Source organism: Paenarthrobacter sp. NPDC018779 (assembly GCF_044391085.1).
Classification (GTDB): Bacteria; Actinomycetota; Actinomycetes; order Actinomycetales; family Micrococcaceae; genus Arthrobacter.
In genome coordinates this window covers 419,140-434,013 of record NZ_JBIRZS010000002.1, presented here as the reverse complement: position 1 = coordinate 434,013, position 14,874 = coordinate 419,140, and the positions used below count along the sequence as shown (strand labels likewise).

15 protein-coding genes are annotated in these 14,874 nt (G+C 65.8%); 7 read left to right on the top strand and 8 right to left on the bottom strand.

Going from position 1 to position 14,874, the window contains the following annotated elements; genetic code table 11:
* Window positions 1-19: 19 nt before the first annotated feature.
* Window positions 20-1,237 carry an SLC13 family permease gene (locus ACH488_RS04335; RefSeq protein WP_397322484.1) on the bottom strand — a complete coding sequence of 406 codons (1,218 nt, stop codon included), beginning with the start codon at window positions 1,235-1,237 and terminating at the stop codon, window positions 20-22.
* Window positions 1,238-1,534: 297 nt separating this feature from the next.
* Between ACH488_RS04335 and ACH488_RS04330 the strand changes: the two genes are divergently transcribed.
* Both ACH488_RS04330 and ACH488_RS04325 read left to right on the top strand, forming a co-directional pair.
* The gene (locus ACH488_RS04330) at window positions 1,535-2,383 is read left to right on the top strand and encodes a fumarylacetoacetate hydrolase family protein (protein ID WP_397322482.1); all 849 of its coding nucleotides are present in this window, start codon (window positions 1,535-1,537) and stop codon (window positions 2,381-2,383) included.
* A gap of 17 nt (window positions 2,384-2,400) precedes the next feature.
* Window positions 2,401-2,886 carry a GtrA family protein gene (locus tag ACH488_RS04325; RefSeq protein WP_397322480.1) on the top strand — a complete coding sequence of 162 codons (486 nt, stop codon included), beginning with the start codon at window positions 2,401-2,403 and terminating at the stop codon, window positions 2,884-2,886.
* A 6-nt stretch (window positions 2,887-2,892) separates the two neighbouring features.
* Here the strand turns inward: ACH488_RS04325 and ACH488_RS04320 are convergent, their stop codons facing one another.
* The 6 genes from ACH488_RS04320 to ACH488_RS04295 all read right to left on the bottom strand — a co-directional run bounded on the left by ACH488_RS04320 (window position 2,893) and on the right by ACH488_RS04295 (window position 9,467).
* The gene (locus ACH488_RS04320) at window positions 2,893-4,050 is read right to left on the bottom strand and encodes a cysteine desulfurase family protein (protein WP_397322479.1); all 1,158 of its coding nucleotides are present in this window, start codon (window positions 4,048-4,050) and stop codon (window positions 2,893-2,895) included.
* Window positions 4,047-4,943 carry a carboxylating nicotinate-nucleotide diphosphorylase gene (nadC, locus tag ACH488_RS04315; RefSeq protein ID WP_397322478.1) on the bottom strand — a complete coding sequence of 299 codons (897 nt, stop codon included), beginning with the start codon at window positions 4,941-4,943 and terminating at the stop codon, window positions 4,047-4,049. The genes ACH488_RS04320 and nadC overlap by 4 nt, the downstream gene beginning before the upstream one ends.
* Window positions 4,936-6,804, bottom strand: coding sequence for an L-aspartate oxidase (nadB, locus tag ACH488_RS04310; protein ID WP_397322477.1), 1,869 nt, complete (start codon window positions 6,802-6,804; stop codon window positions 4,936-4,938). The genes nadC and nadB overlap by 8 nt, the downstream gene beginning before the upstream one ends.
* A gap of 63 nt (window positions 6,805-6,867) precedes the next feature.
* Window positions 6,868-8,175: a quinolinate synthase NadA gene (gene nadA / locus ACH488_RS04305; protein WP_397322476.1), complete on the bottom strand. Its 1,308-nt coding sequence runs from the start codon at window positions 8,173-8,175 to the stop codon at window positions 6,868-6,870.
* The gene (locus tag ACH488_RS04300) at window positions 8,172-8,891 is read right to left on the bottom strand and encodes an NrtR DNA-binding winged helix domain-containing protein (protein WP_397322474.1); all 720 of its coding nucleotides are present in this window, start codon (window positions 8,889-8,891) and stop codon (window positions 8,172-8,174) included. Before ACH488_RS04300 ends, nadA begins: the two co-directional genes overlap by 4 nt.
* A gap of 102 nt (window positions 8,892-8,993) precedes the next feature.
* Complete coding sequence (locus ACH488_RS04295; RefSeq protein ID WP_397322473.1) at window positions 8,994-9,467, bottom strand: Lrp/AsnC family transcriptional regulator; 474 nt, start codon at window positions 9,465-9,467, stop codon at window positions 8,994-8,996.
* A gap of 176 nt (window positions 9,468-9,643) precedes the next feature.
* On the opposite strand from ACH488_RS04295, the gene ACH488_RS04290 reads away from it, so the two are divergent.
* From ACH488_RS04290 to ACH488_RS04270, 5 genes are all read left to right on the top strand, one after another.
* Window positions 9,644-11,029 (top strand): amino acid permease, encoded by a 1,386-nt coding sequence (locus ACH488_RS04290; RefSeq protein ID WP_397322471.1) that lies wholly within the window; start codon window positions 9,644-9,646, stop codon window positions 11,027-11,029.
* Between the two features lie 138 nt (window positions 11,030-11,167).
* Complete coding sequence (locus tag ACH488_RS04285) at window positions 11,168-12,208, top strand: thiamine pyrophosphate-dependent enzyme (RefSeq protein ID WP_397322470.1); 1,041 nt, start codon at window positions 11,168-11,170, stop codon at window positions 12,206-12,208.
* Window positions 12,201-13,241: an alpha-ketoacid dehydrogenase subunit beta gene (locus ACH488_RS04280; protein ID WP_397322468.1), complete on the top strand. Its 1,041-nt coding sequence runs from the start codon at window positions 12,201-12,203 to the stop codon at window positions 13,239-13,241. The genes ACH488_RS04285 and ACH488_RS04280 overlap by 8 nt, the downstream gene beginning before the upstream one ends.
* Window positions 13,234-13,563, top strand: coding sequence for a biotin/lipoyl-containing protein (locus tag ACH488_RS04275; protein ID WP_397322467.1), 330 nt, complete (start codon window positions 13,234-13,236; stop codon window positions 13,561-13,563). The genes ACH488_RS04280 and ACH488_RS04275 overlap by 8 nt, the downstream gene beginning before the upstream one ends.
* 4 nt (window positions 13,564-13,567) lie before the next feature.
* Window positions 13,568-14,392: an alpha/beta fold hydrolase gene (locus ACH488_RS04270; RefSeq protein ID WP_397322528.1), complete on the top strand. Its 825-nt coding sequence runs from the start codon at window positions 13,568-13,570 to the stop codon at window positions 14,390-14,392.
* 33 nt (window positions 14,393-14,425) lie between these two features.
* Here the strand turns inward: ACH488_RS04270 and ACH488_RS04265 are convergent, their stop codons facing one another.
* Window positions 14,426-14,839, bottom strand: a complete 414-nt coding sequence (locus tag ACH488_RS04265; RefSeq protein ID WP_397322466.1) for a MarR family transcriptional regulator — start codon at window positions 14,837-14,839, stop codon at window positions 14,426-14,428.
* Window positions 14,840-14,874 lie beyond the last annotated feature (35 nt).

The following is a 14,874-nucleotide window of genomic DNA, read 5'->3' as shown; positions in this document are numbered from 1 at the left end:
GCTGAGCCGCACCGAAGACCTATGCCGAACCAACGGCCAGGGCCAGCAGCGCCACAGCGGCCACCAGTGTCAACGGCACAACGATCAGGCCGAACAACGCATAACCACGCCAACTGATGAGCACGTTCATCCTGGTGAGGCGGTCGTGCCACAGCAGCGTTGCGAGGGAAGCCCACGGCGTGATGAGCGGGCCCGCGTTCACTCCAATCAGCAGGGCCCCCGTCCGCAGGGGTGAGCCCGCCAGCGGTTCCACCAGAAGGTACGCCGGCAGGTTGTTCACCACGTTGGATCCCAGGGCTCCCGTGGCTGCCAACCGGAGAAGATCGAAGAAGCCCTCTCCTTGGCCCGCCACGTTGGCTACCAGTTGCGGCAGGCCGATGTAGCGGGTGGCTTCCACTACCAGGAACAATCCGGACGTGAACACCAGCAAGGACCACGGCACCAGCTTGACCGTGAGTGACCGGCGACGGCGGATGGCGAACAGGACCAGGAGGACCATCGCGGCCGACGACGCGGATATCCAGAGCGGAATCCCGGACACGAGCGCAGGGAGCAGCAGTACCAGCACCACTGCCGTGGCGGGCAGCAGCACGGGGTCAGTGCTTTGCGCTCCAGACGTTTGCCGGGAAGCGGAGGAGGTTCCGGCGTCGGGCTTGATCCTGGTCACCGGAATCCGCGCGTAACTGCGCCGCAGGTCCCGCCGGAACACGATGGCTATGAAAGCCAGCGGAACCACGATGGCGGCCAGAGCGGGCGCCCACATGAGTGCCGCGAATCCCGCGGGAGTGATGCCGCCCAGGCTGTGCTGCGCCAGCAGGTTGGTCAGGTTGGATACGGGCAGCAGCAGGCTCGCCGTGTTGGCCAGCCACACGGTGGCCAGGGCGAACGGCAGGACCGGAAGCCCGGCCCGCCGGGTGACCGTCACTACCACCGGTGTCAGCAGCACGGCCGTGGTGTCGATGGAAAGGAAGATGGTGCTCAGGATGGCGAGCACGGCCAGGAGCAGCCATAAGGCATAGCTCCGGCCACGGCCCCAGTGGCGCAGCCGTCCGGCGATCCATTGGAAGACCCCGGCGTCGCTGGCCAGTTCGGTCACCACCGTCATGGCCACAACGAACCCCATGATGGGTGCTACCCGCTCCACCAGTACGCCGACTTCGGCCCACGGCAGAAGTCCCGTTGCCACAGCAACACCACCGGCCACCAGGAGGACCGCCCCAATGATCGCCAGGCGCATGCAACGGATTCTAAGCCCACGCGGCGTGGTCGGCTGCCTGCCACACGGAACCGCGTCACAGTATCGTAAGCAATGGCACCCCCAAGGACCTTGCTGGAAGAGAATCTGGCCAGCAGCGAAGGGCCGGACGTCAAGGTGGGGTTGAGCAGCTTGGAAGCGGGCGGCGACTGGTTCAAGTACCCTCCGGCTCGGCCCCGCTCTCCTGAGTTTCTTTGCGTGGCCCGCACTGCGTGCCACGGCTGCGTCTTGGGGCGTAAAGCAGGCCTGGCAACACGTGGGAGGACGTAGGATGTCTTCATGACCTCCTCGCATCCCCGCCGCATCGCCCGCATCCGGCCACTGGAACCCCACACTCCGGATGAGCAATTCTTCGCGTCCAACAATGACGCGGACTTCGATTCGGATGCCGGAAAGCAGTGGACGCTCATCGAAAGCCCGTTCCCCGGATCACGCGCCAACGCGGCCAGTCCTGCCCGGCACGGCTGGGAAACCGGCACGGTGGTGCACCAGGACCTCTTCACCTTCCTGGCTCCCTCGGTTCCGGCCAACGTGTTCGGCATGGCCCACAACACGGGCCAGCCCGGACGCGACCTGCCACCCCAGGCCTTCCACAAGGCAGCCACGAGCGTGATCGGGCCGGATGAGGCCATCCAGCTCAGTTCCACCGTGGGCTACGTGGACCCGGAGGCCGAGCTGACCATCGTGGTTGGCCGTACTGCGCGGGGACTGACCCCCGGGACAGCCAGGTCGGCCATCCTGGGGTTCACCATCGGTAACGACGTCTCCGCCCGCGACCTCCAGAAGACCGATGAACTCTGGATCAGCGCCAAGAGCCAGGACACCTTCACCCCGGCAGGACCATGGATCGTCACCGACCTGGATGATTCAAACCTCGCGATCCAGATCGTCCACAACGGCAAGGAACTGCAGGCCGCAAGTTCGGCGGACCTCGGGTGGAAGGTGGACGAAATCATGGCCTACCTGACGTCCTTCATGACCCTGCACCCCGGCGACGTGGTTCTCACCGGCTTTCCCGCTGAGTGCGCACGGATCCAGCCCGGGGACGTCGTGGTGTGCAGGGTGGAGGGCATCGGGGAGCTGCGCAACCCGGTCATCGAGGCCACGTGGGAGAACCAGCCGGCATAATGTGTCAGGCTTAAGACATGGAGACAGCCGCAGACGCCACTGGACTGCGCCCGTCCCACCCGCCTAAACCGCCCCGCAAACGCCACCGGGGCCTCTTCAAGTACCCGGTTGTCCGTCAGCTCATCCGCTTCACGGGCGTGGGAATCATCTGCACGGCGAGCTCATTGGGCATCTATGCCCTGCTCCGTCCCTGGATCGATCCCCAACTTGCCAACGCCGTGGCCCTGATCCTGACCTCGCTCATGAACACCGCTCTGAACCGGCGGCTGACCTTCAAGATCACCGGCGGCAAGAAGCGTGCCCCGGACCACCTGAACGGCGTGATCGTGATTGTCATTGCGCTGGTCATTACCGGTGGCAGTTTGGGCGTCCTGCACCTGTTCCGGCCAGACGCCACGGTCAGCGAGGAACTCTGGACCACCACGCTTTCAGGGTTTGCAGCCACTGCAGTGCGGTTCACGCTCCTGCGGCATTGGATCTTCCGCCGCGCCCGCCACGTTTAGCGGCCCTCAGGTTTGGGCCAGGTTCCGGACACGCCCGACGGCGGTTGCCACGGCTGCCGCTGCCTGCTCCAGCTCGGCTTCGGTGATGTCAGGGGTGAAGCTGAACCGGACGGCCGTCTGCGCCGTTTCCGGGTCCAGGCCCAGCGCCAGCAAAACGGGCGAGGGCGCGTCTGAACCGGCTGCACACGCTGATCCGCTGGAGCAAATGACGCCGAGCCGTTCGAGCTCCAGCAATACCGACTCGCCGCTGGTTCCGGGGAAACAGAAGGACGCCACCGACGGCAAGCGGCGCACCGGGTGGCCCGTCAGCACGGCACCGGGAACCCCGGCGAGGATGGAGGCGATGAACCGGTCCCGCATACCGGAGACCTGTTCTGCCGCCGTGTTTTCTTCTGCAGCGGCAAGCGTCAGCGCCGTGGACAGCGCTACGGCTCCGGCCACGTTTTCGGTCCCGGAACGCTTCCCGCGTTCCTGCCCGCCACCGTGGACCAGCGGCTCCAGCCTCACCCGGCCTTTGGCGAAGAGCACTCCGGAGCCCTTGGGCGCACCGAGCTTGTGCCCGGACATGCTGAGCGCATCCACCCCCAGCGCCTTGGTATCCAGGGAGAGCCATCCCGCCGCCTGGACAGCGTCGGTGTGGAAGGGAACGCCGAATTCGTGGGCCGCAGCCGCCAGTTCGGCAACAGGCTGTACTGTTCCTACCTCGTTGTTGGCGTACATGATGCTGACCAGCGCAGTCTCCGGGCGAAGGACGGCCCGTAGCGCACCCACGCTGACCAGCCCGTCCTGGTCCACCGGGACCACGTCCACGGCGAACCCGTGGACCCGTTCCAGGTACCGGGCAGATTCCTCCACCGCCGGATGCTCTACGGCGCTGATCACCACCCGGTTCAAGGTTTCGTCTGAGGCTTTCCGGGCCAGCGCGATGCCCTTGACTGCCAGGTTGTCCGCTTCGGTCCCGCCCGAGGTGAACGTCACCTCACCTGCGCGGCACTTCAGGACCCTGGCGACGGCGGTACGGGCCCCTGCGAGCGCTGTCGCCGCTGCTTCCCCCAGGCTGTGATGGCTCGAGGGGTTTCCGAAGTCACCGCTGAGGTAAGGCCACATGGCCTCGAGCACCTCACGGCGGACCGGAGTGGTGGCAGCCGCGTCCAGGAAGATCACGGCAGGTTCAGCTCCAGCTCATGGTTCAGTTCCAGCTCAACATCCAGGCCAAGGTCCAAGGCGGCTACGCTGTGCGTGAGGCCGCCCACGGAGATGACGTCCACTCCCGTCGCCGCGATTTCTGCAACCGTGGTGAGGTTGACGTTGCCGCTGGCCTCCACGATCGCCCGGCCGTCCACTTGCTTCACGCCTGCCCGGAGCTCGTCCACCGTGAAGTTGTCCAGCATGATGGTATCCACGCCCGCTGCCAGGACAGGTTCGATTTGTTCGGCACGGTCCACCTCCACTTCGAAGTGCGTGGTGTGGCCCAGTTGCTCCTTGGCCGCGAGCAGCAGCCCCGTGAGCTTGGTGGGATCGCCCCCGGTCATGACGGCCAGGTGGTTGTCCTTGGCAAGGACAGCGTCGGACAAGCTGTAGCGGTGGTTCGCTCCCCCGCCGCAGCGCACCGCGTAGCGTTCCAGTACGCGGAGTCCGGGAGTGGTCTTGCGGGTATCGGTGATCCTCGCGCGGGTTCCTTCCACCAGGCGGACGAACTCCGAGGTCTTCGTGGCGATGGCGCTCATCCTCTGGACCAGGTTGAGTCCCACGCGTTCTGCCAGGAGCACCGAGCGGGCGCTGCCGGTGACCCGGGCGAGGTGCGTACCGGCGTCGAACGTTTCACCGTCGGCGAGCAGCAACTGGACGTCCGTCTGCGGGTCGATGAGCTTCATGGCATCGCGGAAGACCGTGCCGCCGCTGAGCACACCGGCCACACGGGCATTGAGCACCGCGGTGGCGCGGGCATCTGCGGGGATCAGCAGCTGCGAAGTGATGTCTCCGTTGGGCGCATCTTCGGCGAAGGCACGCTCCAGGATGTCCCGCACGGCTGCGGCGGGGAGGGTCAGGTTAGTCATGGACGAGGCTCGCTTTCCGGCTCATGGTGTAACGCTTGTCATAATCGTCGACGGCGGCAGGCTCGCTCACGCTGTCGCTGCGGTAATGCGCCCCGAGGGAAGCCCGCCGCTCCCGCGCAGCATGCACCAGCAGCTGCGCCGCCAGGAGAAGGTTCGCATCCTCATGCTCACCCACCACCAAGGACCCAGCCCCACCCAGAGGCAGAACGTCTTCACTCCAGGCAGCAAGCTGCACTGCAGCTTCCCGAAGCAAGGCCCCGCTGCGAAGCACGCCGGCATTCGCGGTCATCAACCGCCGCAAGGCACCCCGCGAAAACGGCTCACCCCCAGCAAACGAAGCCTCAACCGGCCCAGGCCCGGGCACCGACTCAAACTGCCAGGCGCCGGGCACCGTCAGGGATTCAATTAGCGCAGGATCGCTGGCGCCTCCCAGCGGTGCTGGAGGCCCCGAAAGCGCCGTTGTCGCCGGCTTGGGTGACGAGCCGTCGCCGGCTGACGGGGTCCCGGCAGCGTGCGTAAAAGCGAGGCCGCCCGCGGCCGAGTTAGCACGCAGAGGGATCGCGTCAGCCGCCCCCAAGAACGCCCCCACAAACGCACTCACAGCACGCCGCGCAAACACGAGCCCCTCAAGCAAAGAGTTGCTGGCCAAACGATTAGCCCCCTGCACGCCGGTACAAGCAACCTCCCCGGCAGCGTACAACCCAGGCACAGTAGTGCGGCCGAACAGGTCCGTCACCACCCCACCCATCCAGTAGTGCGCCGCCGGTGCCACGGGTACGGGTTCCTTGGTCCAGTCGATGCCGGCCTGGCGGGTCCGTTGGCTGATGGTGGGGAAACGCTTCTCGAGGAAGCCGGCGCCCCGCTCCTTCTCCACCCCGGTGGCATCAAGGTAGACGTGTCCGTTGGGGTCTCCGAGGGCTGCCAGGTGGAGGGCGATGCTGCGCGAGACGACGTCCCGGGGCGCCAGCTCCGCGTCGGGGTGGTAGTCGCCCATGAACCGCTGGCCGTGGACGTCCACCAGGATGGCGCCTTCGCCGCGGACGGCTTCGGAAATCAACAGCGGATCGGCGCCTGCCCGGGTTCCGGCAGGAGGAACCATGCAGGTGGGGTGGAACTGGAAGAATTCCAGGTCGGTCACCGCAGCACCTGCACGCCAGGCCAAGGCCAAGCCGTCGGCGGTGGCGACGGAGGGGTTGGTGGTCTGGGCGAAGAGTTGCCCGGCGCCCCCGGTGGCAAGGAGCACGGCGTCGGCCATGAGCCTGGATTCCCGCCCGTCGCACAGGTAACTGAGGCCTGTCACCGTACGCCCGGACGGGCCTTCATCGGTGAGCAGTGCCGTGACCTGCGCGTGGCCGATGACCGTCAGCCTGCCCTCGGTTTGGAACGCAAGCACGGCGCGTATGAGTGCTTCCGCTACCCGGGCGCCCGTGGCGTCGCCACCGGCGTGCAGGATGCGCGGTGCGGAGTGGGCAGCTTCGAGCCCCAAGGCGGGGTCGCCGTCGTCGTCGAGGTCAAAACGCACGCCGAAGCGCACCAGGCCGGCCATGTCCAGGCGCGCCTCGGTGCACAGCACCCGGACAGCTTCCGGATCGCAGTGGCCCGCACCGGCCTTGAGCGTATCGGCGATGTGGGCCGCCACGGTATCTCCCGGGGCGGGTTCGTCCAGGACGGCGGAGATGCCGCCCTGGGCGAACCAGGTGTTGCTGTCCTCCAGGGCGCCTTTGGTGAGCAGGACGACGTCGGTCCCCGCCTCGGCGGCGAGCAACGCGGCGTAAAGTCCCGCAATACCGCTGCCGACGACGACCAGTCGCCGTGGCGCGGAGGGGCCGGAGAGGCTCGACGTTCGGGGTGTCGAGGTCATGTGGGGCTCGATTCGGCTAGTCCGGTGACCCGGTGTTCCTATGCCTTGCTGAAGGCAGCGCGTTTAGGCAGGCTTGGCGGCCAACATGCGCTCAAGGGCGATCTTGGCGTTGTCCTGCACGGTGTCGTCCACCGTGATGCGGTTGACGATGCGTCCTGCCACGAGTTCTTCAAGCACCCAGGCCAGGTAGCCGGGGTGGATGCGGTACATCGTGGAGCACGGGCAAATAACGGGGTCGAGGCAGAAGATGGTGTGCTGCGGGTTTTCCGCCGCGAGCCGGTTCACCATGTTGATTTCGGTGCCAATGGCGAACGTGGTGGGTTCGGTGGCGGCTGCGATGGCCTTCTTGATGAAGTCGGTGGAACCGGCGGAGTCGGCTGCGTCCACCACTTCCATGGGGCACTCGGGGTGCACGATCACGTTGACGCCCGGGTAGTCCTGGCGGGCCTTCTCGATCTGGCCCACGTTGAAGCGCTTGTGGACGGAGCAGAAGCCGTGCCAGAGGATCACGCGGGAGTCCAGGAGGGTTTGCTCGTCGTTGCCGCCCAGTTCCTTGCGGGGGTTCCACATGGGCATCTGCTCCAGCGGCACGCCCAGGGCTTTCGCGGTGTTCCGGCCCAGATGCTGGTCGGGGAAGAACAGCACGCGCCGGCCGCGTTCGAAGGCCCACTCCAGAACCACTTTGGCGTTGGAGGACGTGCAGACGATTCCGCCGTTGCGTCCGCAGAATGCCTTGAGGGCGGCAGAGGAGTTCATGTAGGTGACGGGAATGACCGGCACGCGGCCATCGGCATCGGTTTCCGTACCGAAGATTTCCTCGAGCTGCTCCCAGCATTCCTCTACGGAGTCCTCGTCGGCCATGTCCGCCATGGAGCAGCCTGCGGCGAGGTTGGGCAGGATGACTGCTTGTTCGGGCGTGGAGAGGATGTCCGCGGTTTCGGCCATGAAGTGCACGCCGCAGAAGATGATGGCTTCGGCGTCGGGCTTGGTCAGGGCGGCGTTGGCGAGCTGGAAGGAGTCGCCCACGAAGTCCGCGTACTGGACCACTTCGTCGCGCTGGTAGAAGTGTCCCAGGATCACGGCGCGCTCCCCCAGGGCCTCCTTGGCGGCGCGGATCCGCTGGTCAAGCTCGGCTTCCGAAGCCAGCTTGTACTCTTCGGGCAACTGTCCCTGGCGCGGAGTGGCGGTCGGGGCCACGTCGCCGCTGGAGGCACCGGGGCCATAGGCGGGGGCTCCTGCGAGCGCTTCGGCGAGGTCGTATTCCCAAGGCCCCTTGGCAAGGGCGGGGCTGCAGGTGGCTCCGGCACGGGAGAGGCCGTTCTCGGCTTCTTCGCGCGTGATCAGCTGGACGGCAGTGTTGACGCTGCTCATGGTGTACTCCTGTTATCTGGCCCGAGGCCGGGCGTGCCGGTGAAGCGGTAGAGGCGTGGCGGACGGTGCTTTCCGCCTTGCAGGTATTCACCGGTTTCTTCGATGTCCGGTGTGGCTTTGATTTGCCGGCGGAAGTTGGCCGGATCGAGCTGGCGGTCCAGGACGGCCTCGTAGACCTCGCGGACCTGCGCCAGTGTGAAGAATTCGCCCAGCAGGTGGTAGGCGATGGAACCGTAGGCCATTTTGTTGCGGAGGCGCCACAGGGCGTAGTCCACAATCGCGTTGTGGTCGAAGGCCAGTTCCCCCAAACGGTCCGCCCGGAACCATTTCACGTTCTCCGATTCGTCGGCGAGCGCGGCTTGGGTGGGCTGGACCAGGGCCCAGTAAACGATCGAGACCACACGCTGGCTGGGCGAGCGGTGCAAGCCCCCAAAGGCGTACAGCTGCTCGAGGTACTCGGGTACCAGGCCGGTGGTGTCGCGGAGGTTGCGGGATGCGGCGTCCTGGAGGGATTCGTCATGGGCCAACGGTCCGCCGGGCAGGGCCCACTGGTCCTTGTACGGCTCGCGGATCCGGCGCACCAACGGCAGCCACAGCGTTGGGCGGCCGGTCTTCTCGCTGGGCCTGAGGGCGAAAATCACCGTGGATATGGCCAACGACGGCGGTGCGAGCCGCCGCTCGGCGACGTTGGCTGAGTTGACGTTCACGGCGTTCACCTCGCTTCGTCGCCGCTGGAACCGTCTGTTCCGGATTAGTTAAAGTCAGATTGACTAGAACTAATGGTACGACTCGAAGGGCGAAGGGCAAAATGCTTTCCGTCACACAGGCTTGGCGGCGGACTCCATGAGCGGCAGCGTGCGTCCCTGGATATGGCTGTTCAGTACGATCACAGAGGAACACCGGACCACCGATTTGGTGGCGATCATGGCGTCGAGCACACGCTGCATGTCCGGATTGGAACGCGCGGCGATCCGGACCATGAGATCCGAGTTACCGGTGACGGTATGGACTTCGATGATCTCCGGAATGGCACTGAGGCCTTCGATGATGGCGTCATGGCCGATCTCCTGCGTAATGGTGACCGAGCAGAACGCCACCACCGGGAATCCGAAGTTAGCCGGGTCCGGCTGCGGCACCCACGAGCCGATGACGCCGTTCTCGATCATGCGGTCAATACGGGATTGCACCGTTGCCCGCGCCACCTTCAGGACGCGGGACGCCTCCAGTACGGAGGATCGCGGCGAATCCGTGAAGAAACGTACAATTTTTGCATCAAGAGCATCGACCAGCATCAAAGTTCCTGTCCCCGGGGAGCCTTACCCATCACTTCGCCACAGCAAAAAGTGATGTATCTTACAAACTGCGAGAATTATTCCACGGCTCTTGCTGCGTCGTCGACGCCCCGCGCGCCCAGCCCACAAAGCAGGCACGCCACCGCCCGTATGAAATCCATAGAAGGTAGACACGTATGACAACGAAGTCCATCGCGGCTCCTGCATCGAAATCCGGCCTCGGCCACTCCCTCAAGCCACGCCAGCTCACCATGATGGGCCTGGGCAGCGCGATCGGCGCAGGCCTTTTCCTCGGCTCGGGCGCAGGCGTCCAGGCAGCGGGTCCAGCGGTCCTGATTTCCTATCTCGTGGCAGGGACCCTGATCATCCTGGTGATGTGGGCCCTCGGCGAGATGGCGGCAGCCAACCCCAACAGCGGCGCCTTCTCCGTCTACGCCGAGAAGGCCATGGGCAAGACCGCCGGCGGCACCATCGGTTGGCTGTGGTGGCTGCAGCTGGTGGTGGTGATTGCGGCCGAAGCCCTAGGCGCTGCGGGACTCCTCTTCTCCGTCTGGCCGGTCATCCCGGTATGGGTCCTCGCATTGGTCTTCATGGTGGTCTTCACCGGCATCAACCTGGTGGGCGTGCGCAACTTCGGTGAATTCGAGTTCTGGTTCGCCATCCTCAAGGTGGCCGCAATCGTCATTTTCCTCCTGATCGGTGCAGCGCTCCTCTTCGGTTGGCTGCCGAATGTCCCCTCACCTGGCCTTTCGGCTTTTGGGGACTTCGCACCCAACGGCATTGGCGGAATCGCGGCAGCCCTCTTCGTGGTCATCTTCGCCTTTGGCGGGACCGAAATCGTCAGCGTCGCCGCAGCCGAAACGGAGAACCCCGCCCACAGCGTCGGCAAGGCCATCCGGACCGTGGTGTGGCGGATCCTGGTGTTCTACATTGGCTCGGTGTTTGTTATCGCAGCGATCCTCCCGGTGGGCTCGGACGGCCTGAAGGCTCCGTTTGCCGGCGTACTGGACCTCGCGGGAATCCCGGGTGCTGGAGCAGCCATCACCCTCGTTGCCGTTGTTGCCCTGCTGTCAGCGCTGAACGCCAACCTCTACGGCGCGTCCCGCATGGTGTTCTCCCTCTCCGAGCGCGGGGAAGCGCCGCGCTTCCTGTCGCGGCTCAGCGGCTCCAAGGTGCCGGTTGCCGCCGTCGTCATTTCGGTCGCCTTCGGTTTCATCGCCACGGTGCTTGAACTGCTGTTCCCGGACAAGGTCCTGCCGGCCCTCCTGAACCTGGTGGGCTCCACCTGCCTGGTGGTGTGGGGTACCGCGCTGGTTTCCCAGCTCATCCTGCGCCGCCGGGCCGACCGCGACGGCACGGAACTTCCCCTGCGCATGAAGGGTTTCCCGGCGCTGACCATCCTGGGGCTGGTCCTTTTGGGCATCATCTTTGCGGTGGGCTTCGCCAACCCGGAGAGCGCCGGCCAACTGTTCGGCACCACGGTGTTGATCCTGGTGATCGCGCTCGGCTGCTACCTCAACGCCCGCGCGAAGGCAGGAAGGGTGGGCCACTCCGCCAGGTAGCGGCTTGCCATATCAAACCAAGAGGCTCTTTGCAGTTTGTCCTGCAGAGAGCCTCTTTTTGTATCCATTTTGTACAAGTTGTTTGGCCGAAACTTAGCTGATTGCGCACCCCACATCCGGGTGACTAGTGTCACAGCCATGACAACCACACCAGTGCTTGCCGCCGTCGAAGGAGACGAGGCTCCGCTCACGCACCACCAGTTGCGGGAGCTGTACACACTCATGGCCGCTGTCCGCCACCTGGATACCGCCGCCGTCGCCTGGCAGCGCCAGGGCATCATCCCCGGCTACGCTCCGGAACTGGGCCAGGAAGCTGCCCAGGTTGGGAGCGGGTACGCCCTGGATCGAAGCCGGGACTTCGTGTTCCCCACCTACCGCGAGATGGGTGTGGCCCGGGCCATGGGCCTGGACATGGTGGGCTACATGTCCACCCACAAGGCCACCTGGCACGGCGGAATGTACAACCCGCTGGAGTCGCGCTTCGCGCCCATCCAGGCAGTTGTTGCCGGTTCTGTCCTGCACGCCGTGGGGTGGGCGCACGGCCAGACGCTGTCCGGGGAAATGGGCGTTGCCCTTACCTACTTTGGCGACGGCGCTTCCTCCCAAGGCGACGTCCACGAGGCCATGAACTTTGCCGCGGTCATGAAGGCCCCGGTGGTCTTCTTCATCCAGAACAACGGCTGGGCCATTTCCGTGCCGACGGAGCGCCAGGTTGCCGGTGGTTCCGTGGCCGCACGCGCTGCCGGGTACGGGATGCCGTCGCTGCAGGTGGACGGGAACGACGTCGTAGCGGTCCACGAGGCCACCCGTTCGGCCTTGGCCCACTGCCGGGCGGGCAACGGCCCGGTGGTGATGGAAGCCATGACCTACCGCCGCGGTCCGCACTCCACCGCTGACGATCCCGGCCGCTACCGCACGCTGGACGAGGAACGGCTGGATGCCGGCGAAGATCCCCTGGCGCGCTTCCGGCAGCAACTGCTGGCAGACGGCCTGGCAGACCAGTCCTTCTTCGACCTGGCCCAGCGCCAGGCAGAGGAAGAAGAAGAGGCCATCCGAGCCGGCATCGAAGCGCTCGGCCCCCGCCCCGGCGCTGAAATGTTCAGCCTGGTCTTCCAGGAACCCACCCCCGCCCTGCAATCCCAGGCCACCGCGTGGCGGAAGGAGTCCGACCATGTCTGAGACGCTCACCGAAACCAGGACCCGTGTTGGGCAGTTGTCCATGCAGCAGGCCCTCAACCGGGCCTTGGACGACGTCCTTGCGGAGGATCCGAAGGCCGTCATCTTCGGCGAGGACTGCGGCAAGCTGGGCGGCGTTTTCCGGATCACCGACGGCCTGCAGGCCAAGCACGGCGAAGACCGCGTGTTCGATACCCCGCTGGCCGAGTCCGGCATCCTCGGCATGTCCGTCGGCTTGGCCATGGCCGGCTTCCATCCCATCCCCGAGGTCCAGTTCGATGGCTTCGCCTACCCGGCCATCAACCAGATCGTCTGCCAGATCGCCCGGATGAACTACCGCAGCCGCGGCACGTTGCCCATGCCCATCACGCTGCGCGTTCCCAGCTTCGGCGGCATCCGCGCCCCGGAGCACCACGGCGAAAGCCTCGAAGCCCTGTTCGCGCACGTCCCGGGCCTCAAGGTGGTCTCACCGTCCACCCCGCACGACGCCTACCACCTGCTCAAGTACGCCGCTTCCCGGCCGGACCCGGTGATCTTCATGGAACCGAAGTCCCGCTACTGGCAGAAAGGACCCGTCGACGTCACCACGGCGGTTCCCGCCGAAGAGGCGAACGACGGCGGCAGCCTCACCGGCGCGCGCGTGGCGAGGCAGGGCCGGCACGTGACGCTCGTGGCCTGGGGCGCCATGGTGGCCCGCTGCCTGCAGGTGGCCGAACTGGCCGCCGAAGACGGGATCGACGTGGAAGTCCTGGACCTGCGGTGGCTCAAGCCCATCGATGCCGAAGCCCTGGCGAGGTCCGTCGCGAAGACGCGTCGCGCCGTCGTCGTCCATGAAGCGCCGCTGACCTCAGGCCTTGGCGCCGAAGTCGCCCAACTCATCACCCAGCATTGCTTCAACACCTTGAAGTCGCCCGTGGAGCGCGTCACCGGCTTCGACGTGCCCTACCCCTCCGGCGACCTGGAGGACGAATACCTTCCCACCATCGACCGCATCCTCTATGGGATCCAACGCGTACTGGAGTACCGCCGTGGCTGAAATTTCCTTCCCTCTCCCCGACCTCGGCGAGGGCCTCATCGAAGCAACCGTCCTGGAATGGCTCGTGGAACCGGGCCAGCAGGTGGAACGGAACCAACCCCTGGTGGAGGTGGAAACCAGCAAGTCCGCCCTCGAGTTGCCCAGCCCGCAGGCGGGTAAAGTGGTGCGTACTCACGGCGAGCCGGGTGGGACCATCAACGTCGGCGAGCCGCTGATTGTGTTCGAGGTACCGGATGACACCGCCGGGATCGTGGGCACTGTTCCGAAGGACGAAGCACCCAAGCGCCGGGTCCGCCTGAGCGCCGTACTCGATGAGGACTGACATGATGACCGGCAGGCACACAGTGGAACAGCGGCACACCGTTGAGGGCACTGATCCCGAATTGTTCGTCGAAGTCCATGAACCTGCCACGGATGCCGGGCTGCGCCCCGTGCTGTTGATCCACGGATTCTCCTCCTCCAGCAAGCTGAACTGGGGCGACAGCGGCTGGATCACCACCCTCCAGGAGGCAGGCCGGCGGGTCATCACCGTTGACCTGCCCGGCCACGGCCGCAGCCACTCCCCCGAGGACCTGGATTCGTACACGCCCAGCCGCATCCGCGCCGACCTCCTCCAGCTGGTGTTCGACGCCGGAGCGCGGCCGCTGCGGGACGGGAACCCGGCCAGCGGTTTGGACATCATTGGATACTCGTTGGGTTCGCGGCTGGCGTGGGAATTCGCCGCCACGCAGCCGGACCTGGTGCACCGTGTGGTGCTGGGCGGGCCGAGCGCCGCCGACCCGCTCGCCGCTTTCGACCTCGCGGCGGCCCAGCGGTACCTGGCCGACGGCACGCCGATTACAGACCAGTCCACGGACGGATTGCTGAAAATGGCGCGGCTGCTGCCAAGCAACAATCTCTTCGCCATGTTGTCCCTCATCGAGGCCATCAAAGGCGAACCCTTCGATCCTGCCGAGGCCGCACCCCACGTCCCGCTCCTGCTCGTAGCCGGCGAAAAGGATGAGCGGGCGGCCAGCATGCCCCAACTGGCAGAACTGGCGCGGAAGCGCGGCGCCACGGTGGAAACCCTGGTGGTTCCGGGGCGGACCCACACCAACGTCATCACCAGCCGCGCGTTCAAGGAAGCCGCCGTGCAGTTCCTCGGCGCCTGACAGGGCTTGCCTGACAGGGCTTGGCTGACAGGCCTACCGGGCCAGCCGCTCAGCGTTCAGGCTCATCCGCTCCAGGACGCTGACGGCCATGGCGTACTCGTCAATGCCGATGCCCATGGATAAATCCAGGCGGGCCTCCTCCACCAGGCGTTGGGCTTGGTGGAAGGTCTCCCGGCCGCGGTCGCTGAGGGTGAGCCTGTCATCGATCATGGTGATCAATCCCCGGCCAACCAGCGAGGCGAGCTCCCGTTCCCGCAACCGGAGGTCCGTACCCCAGAACGGGCTCAGGACCTGGTGCAGTTCGTCCGGCTTCATGGTCGCCTCGGACAAGGCACTGAGCGTTTGCCACTGGCGCCGGCTCAGCTTGACCCGCGCAAGCGTACTGTCCAACTGCACTTCAAGTGCGGCATCGAGCCGTTTGATCCAATAACCGATGGGCTTGTTCACAAGGCCATGCTTCCAGTGTGACAACCCCCGGGCAA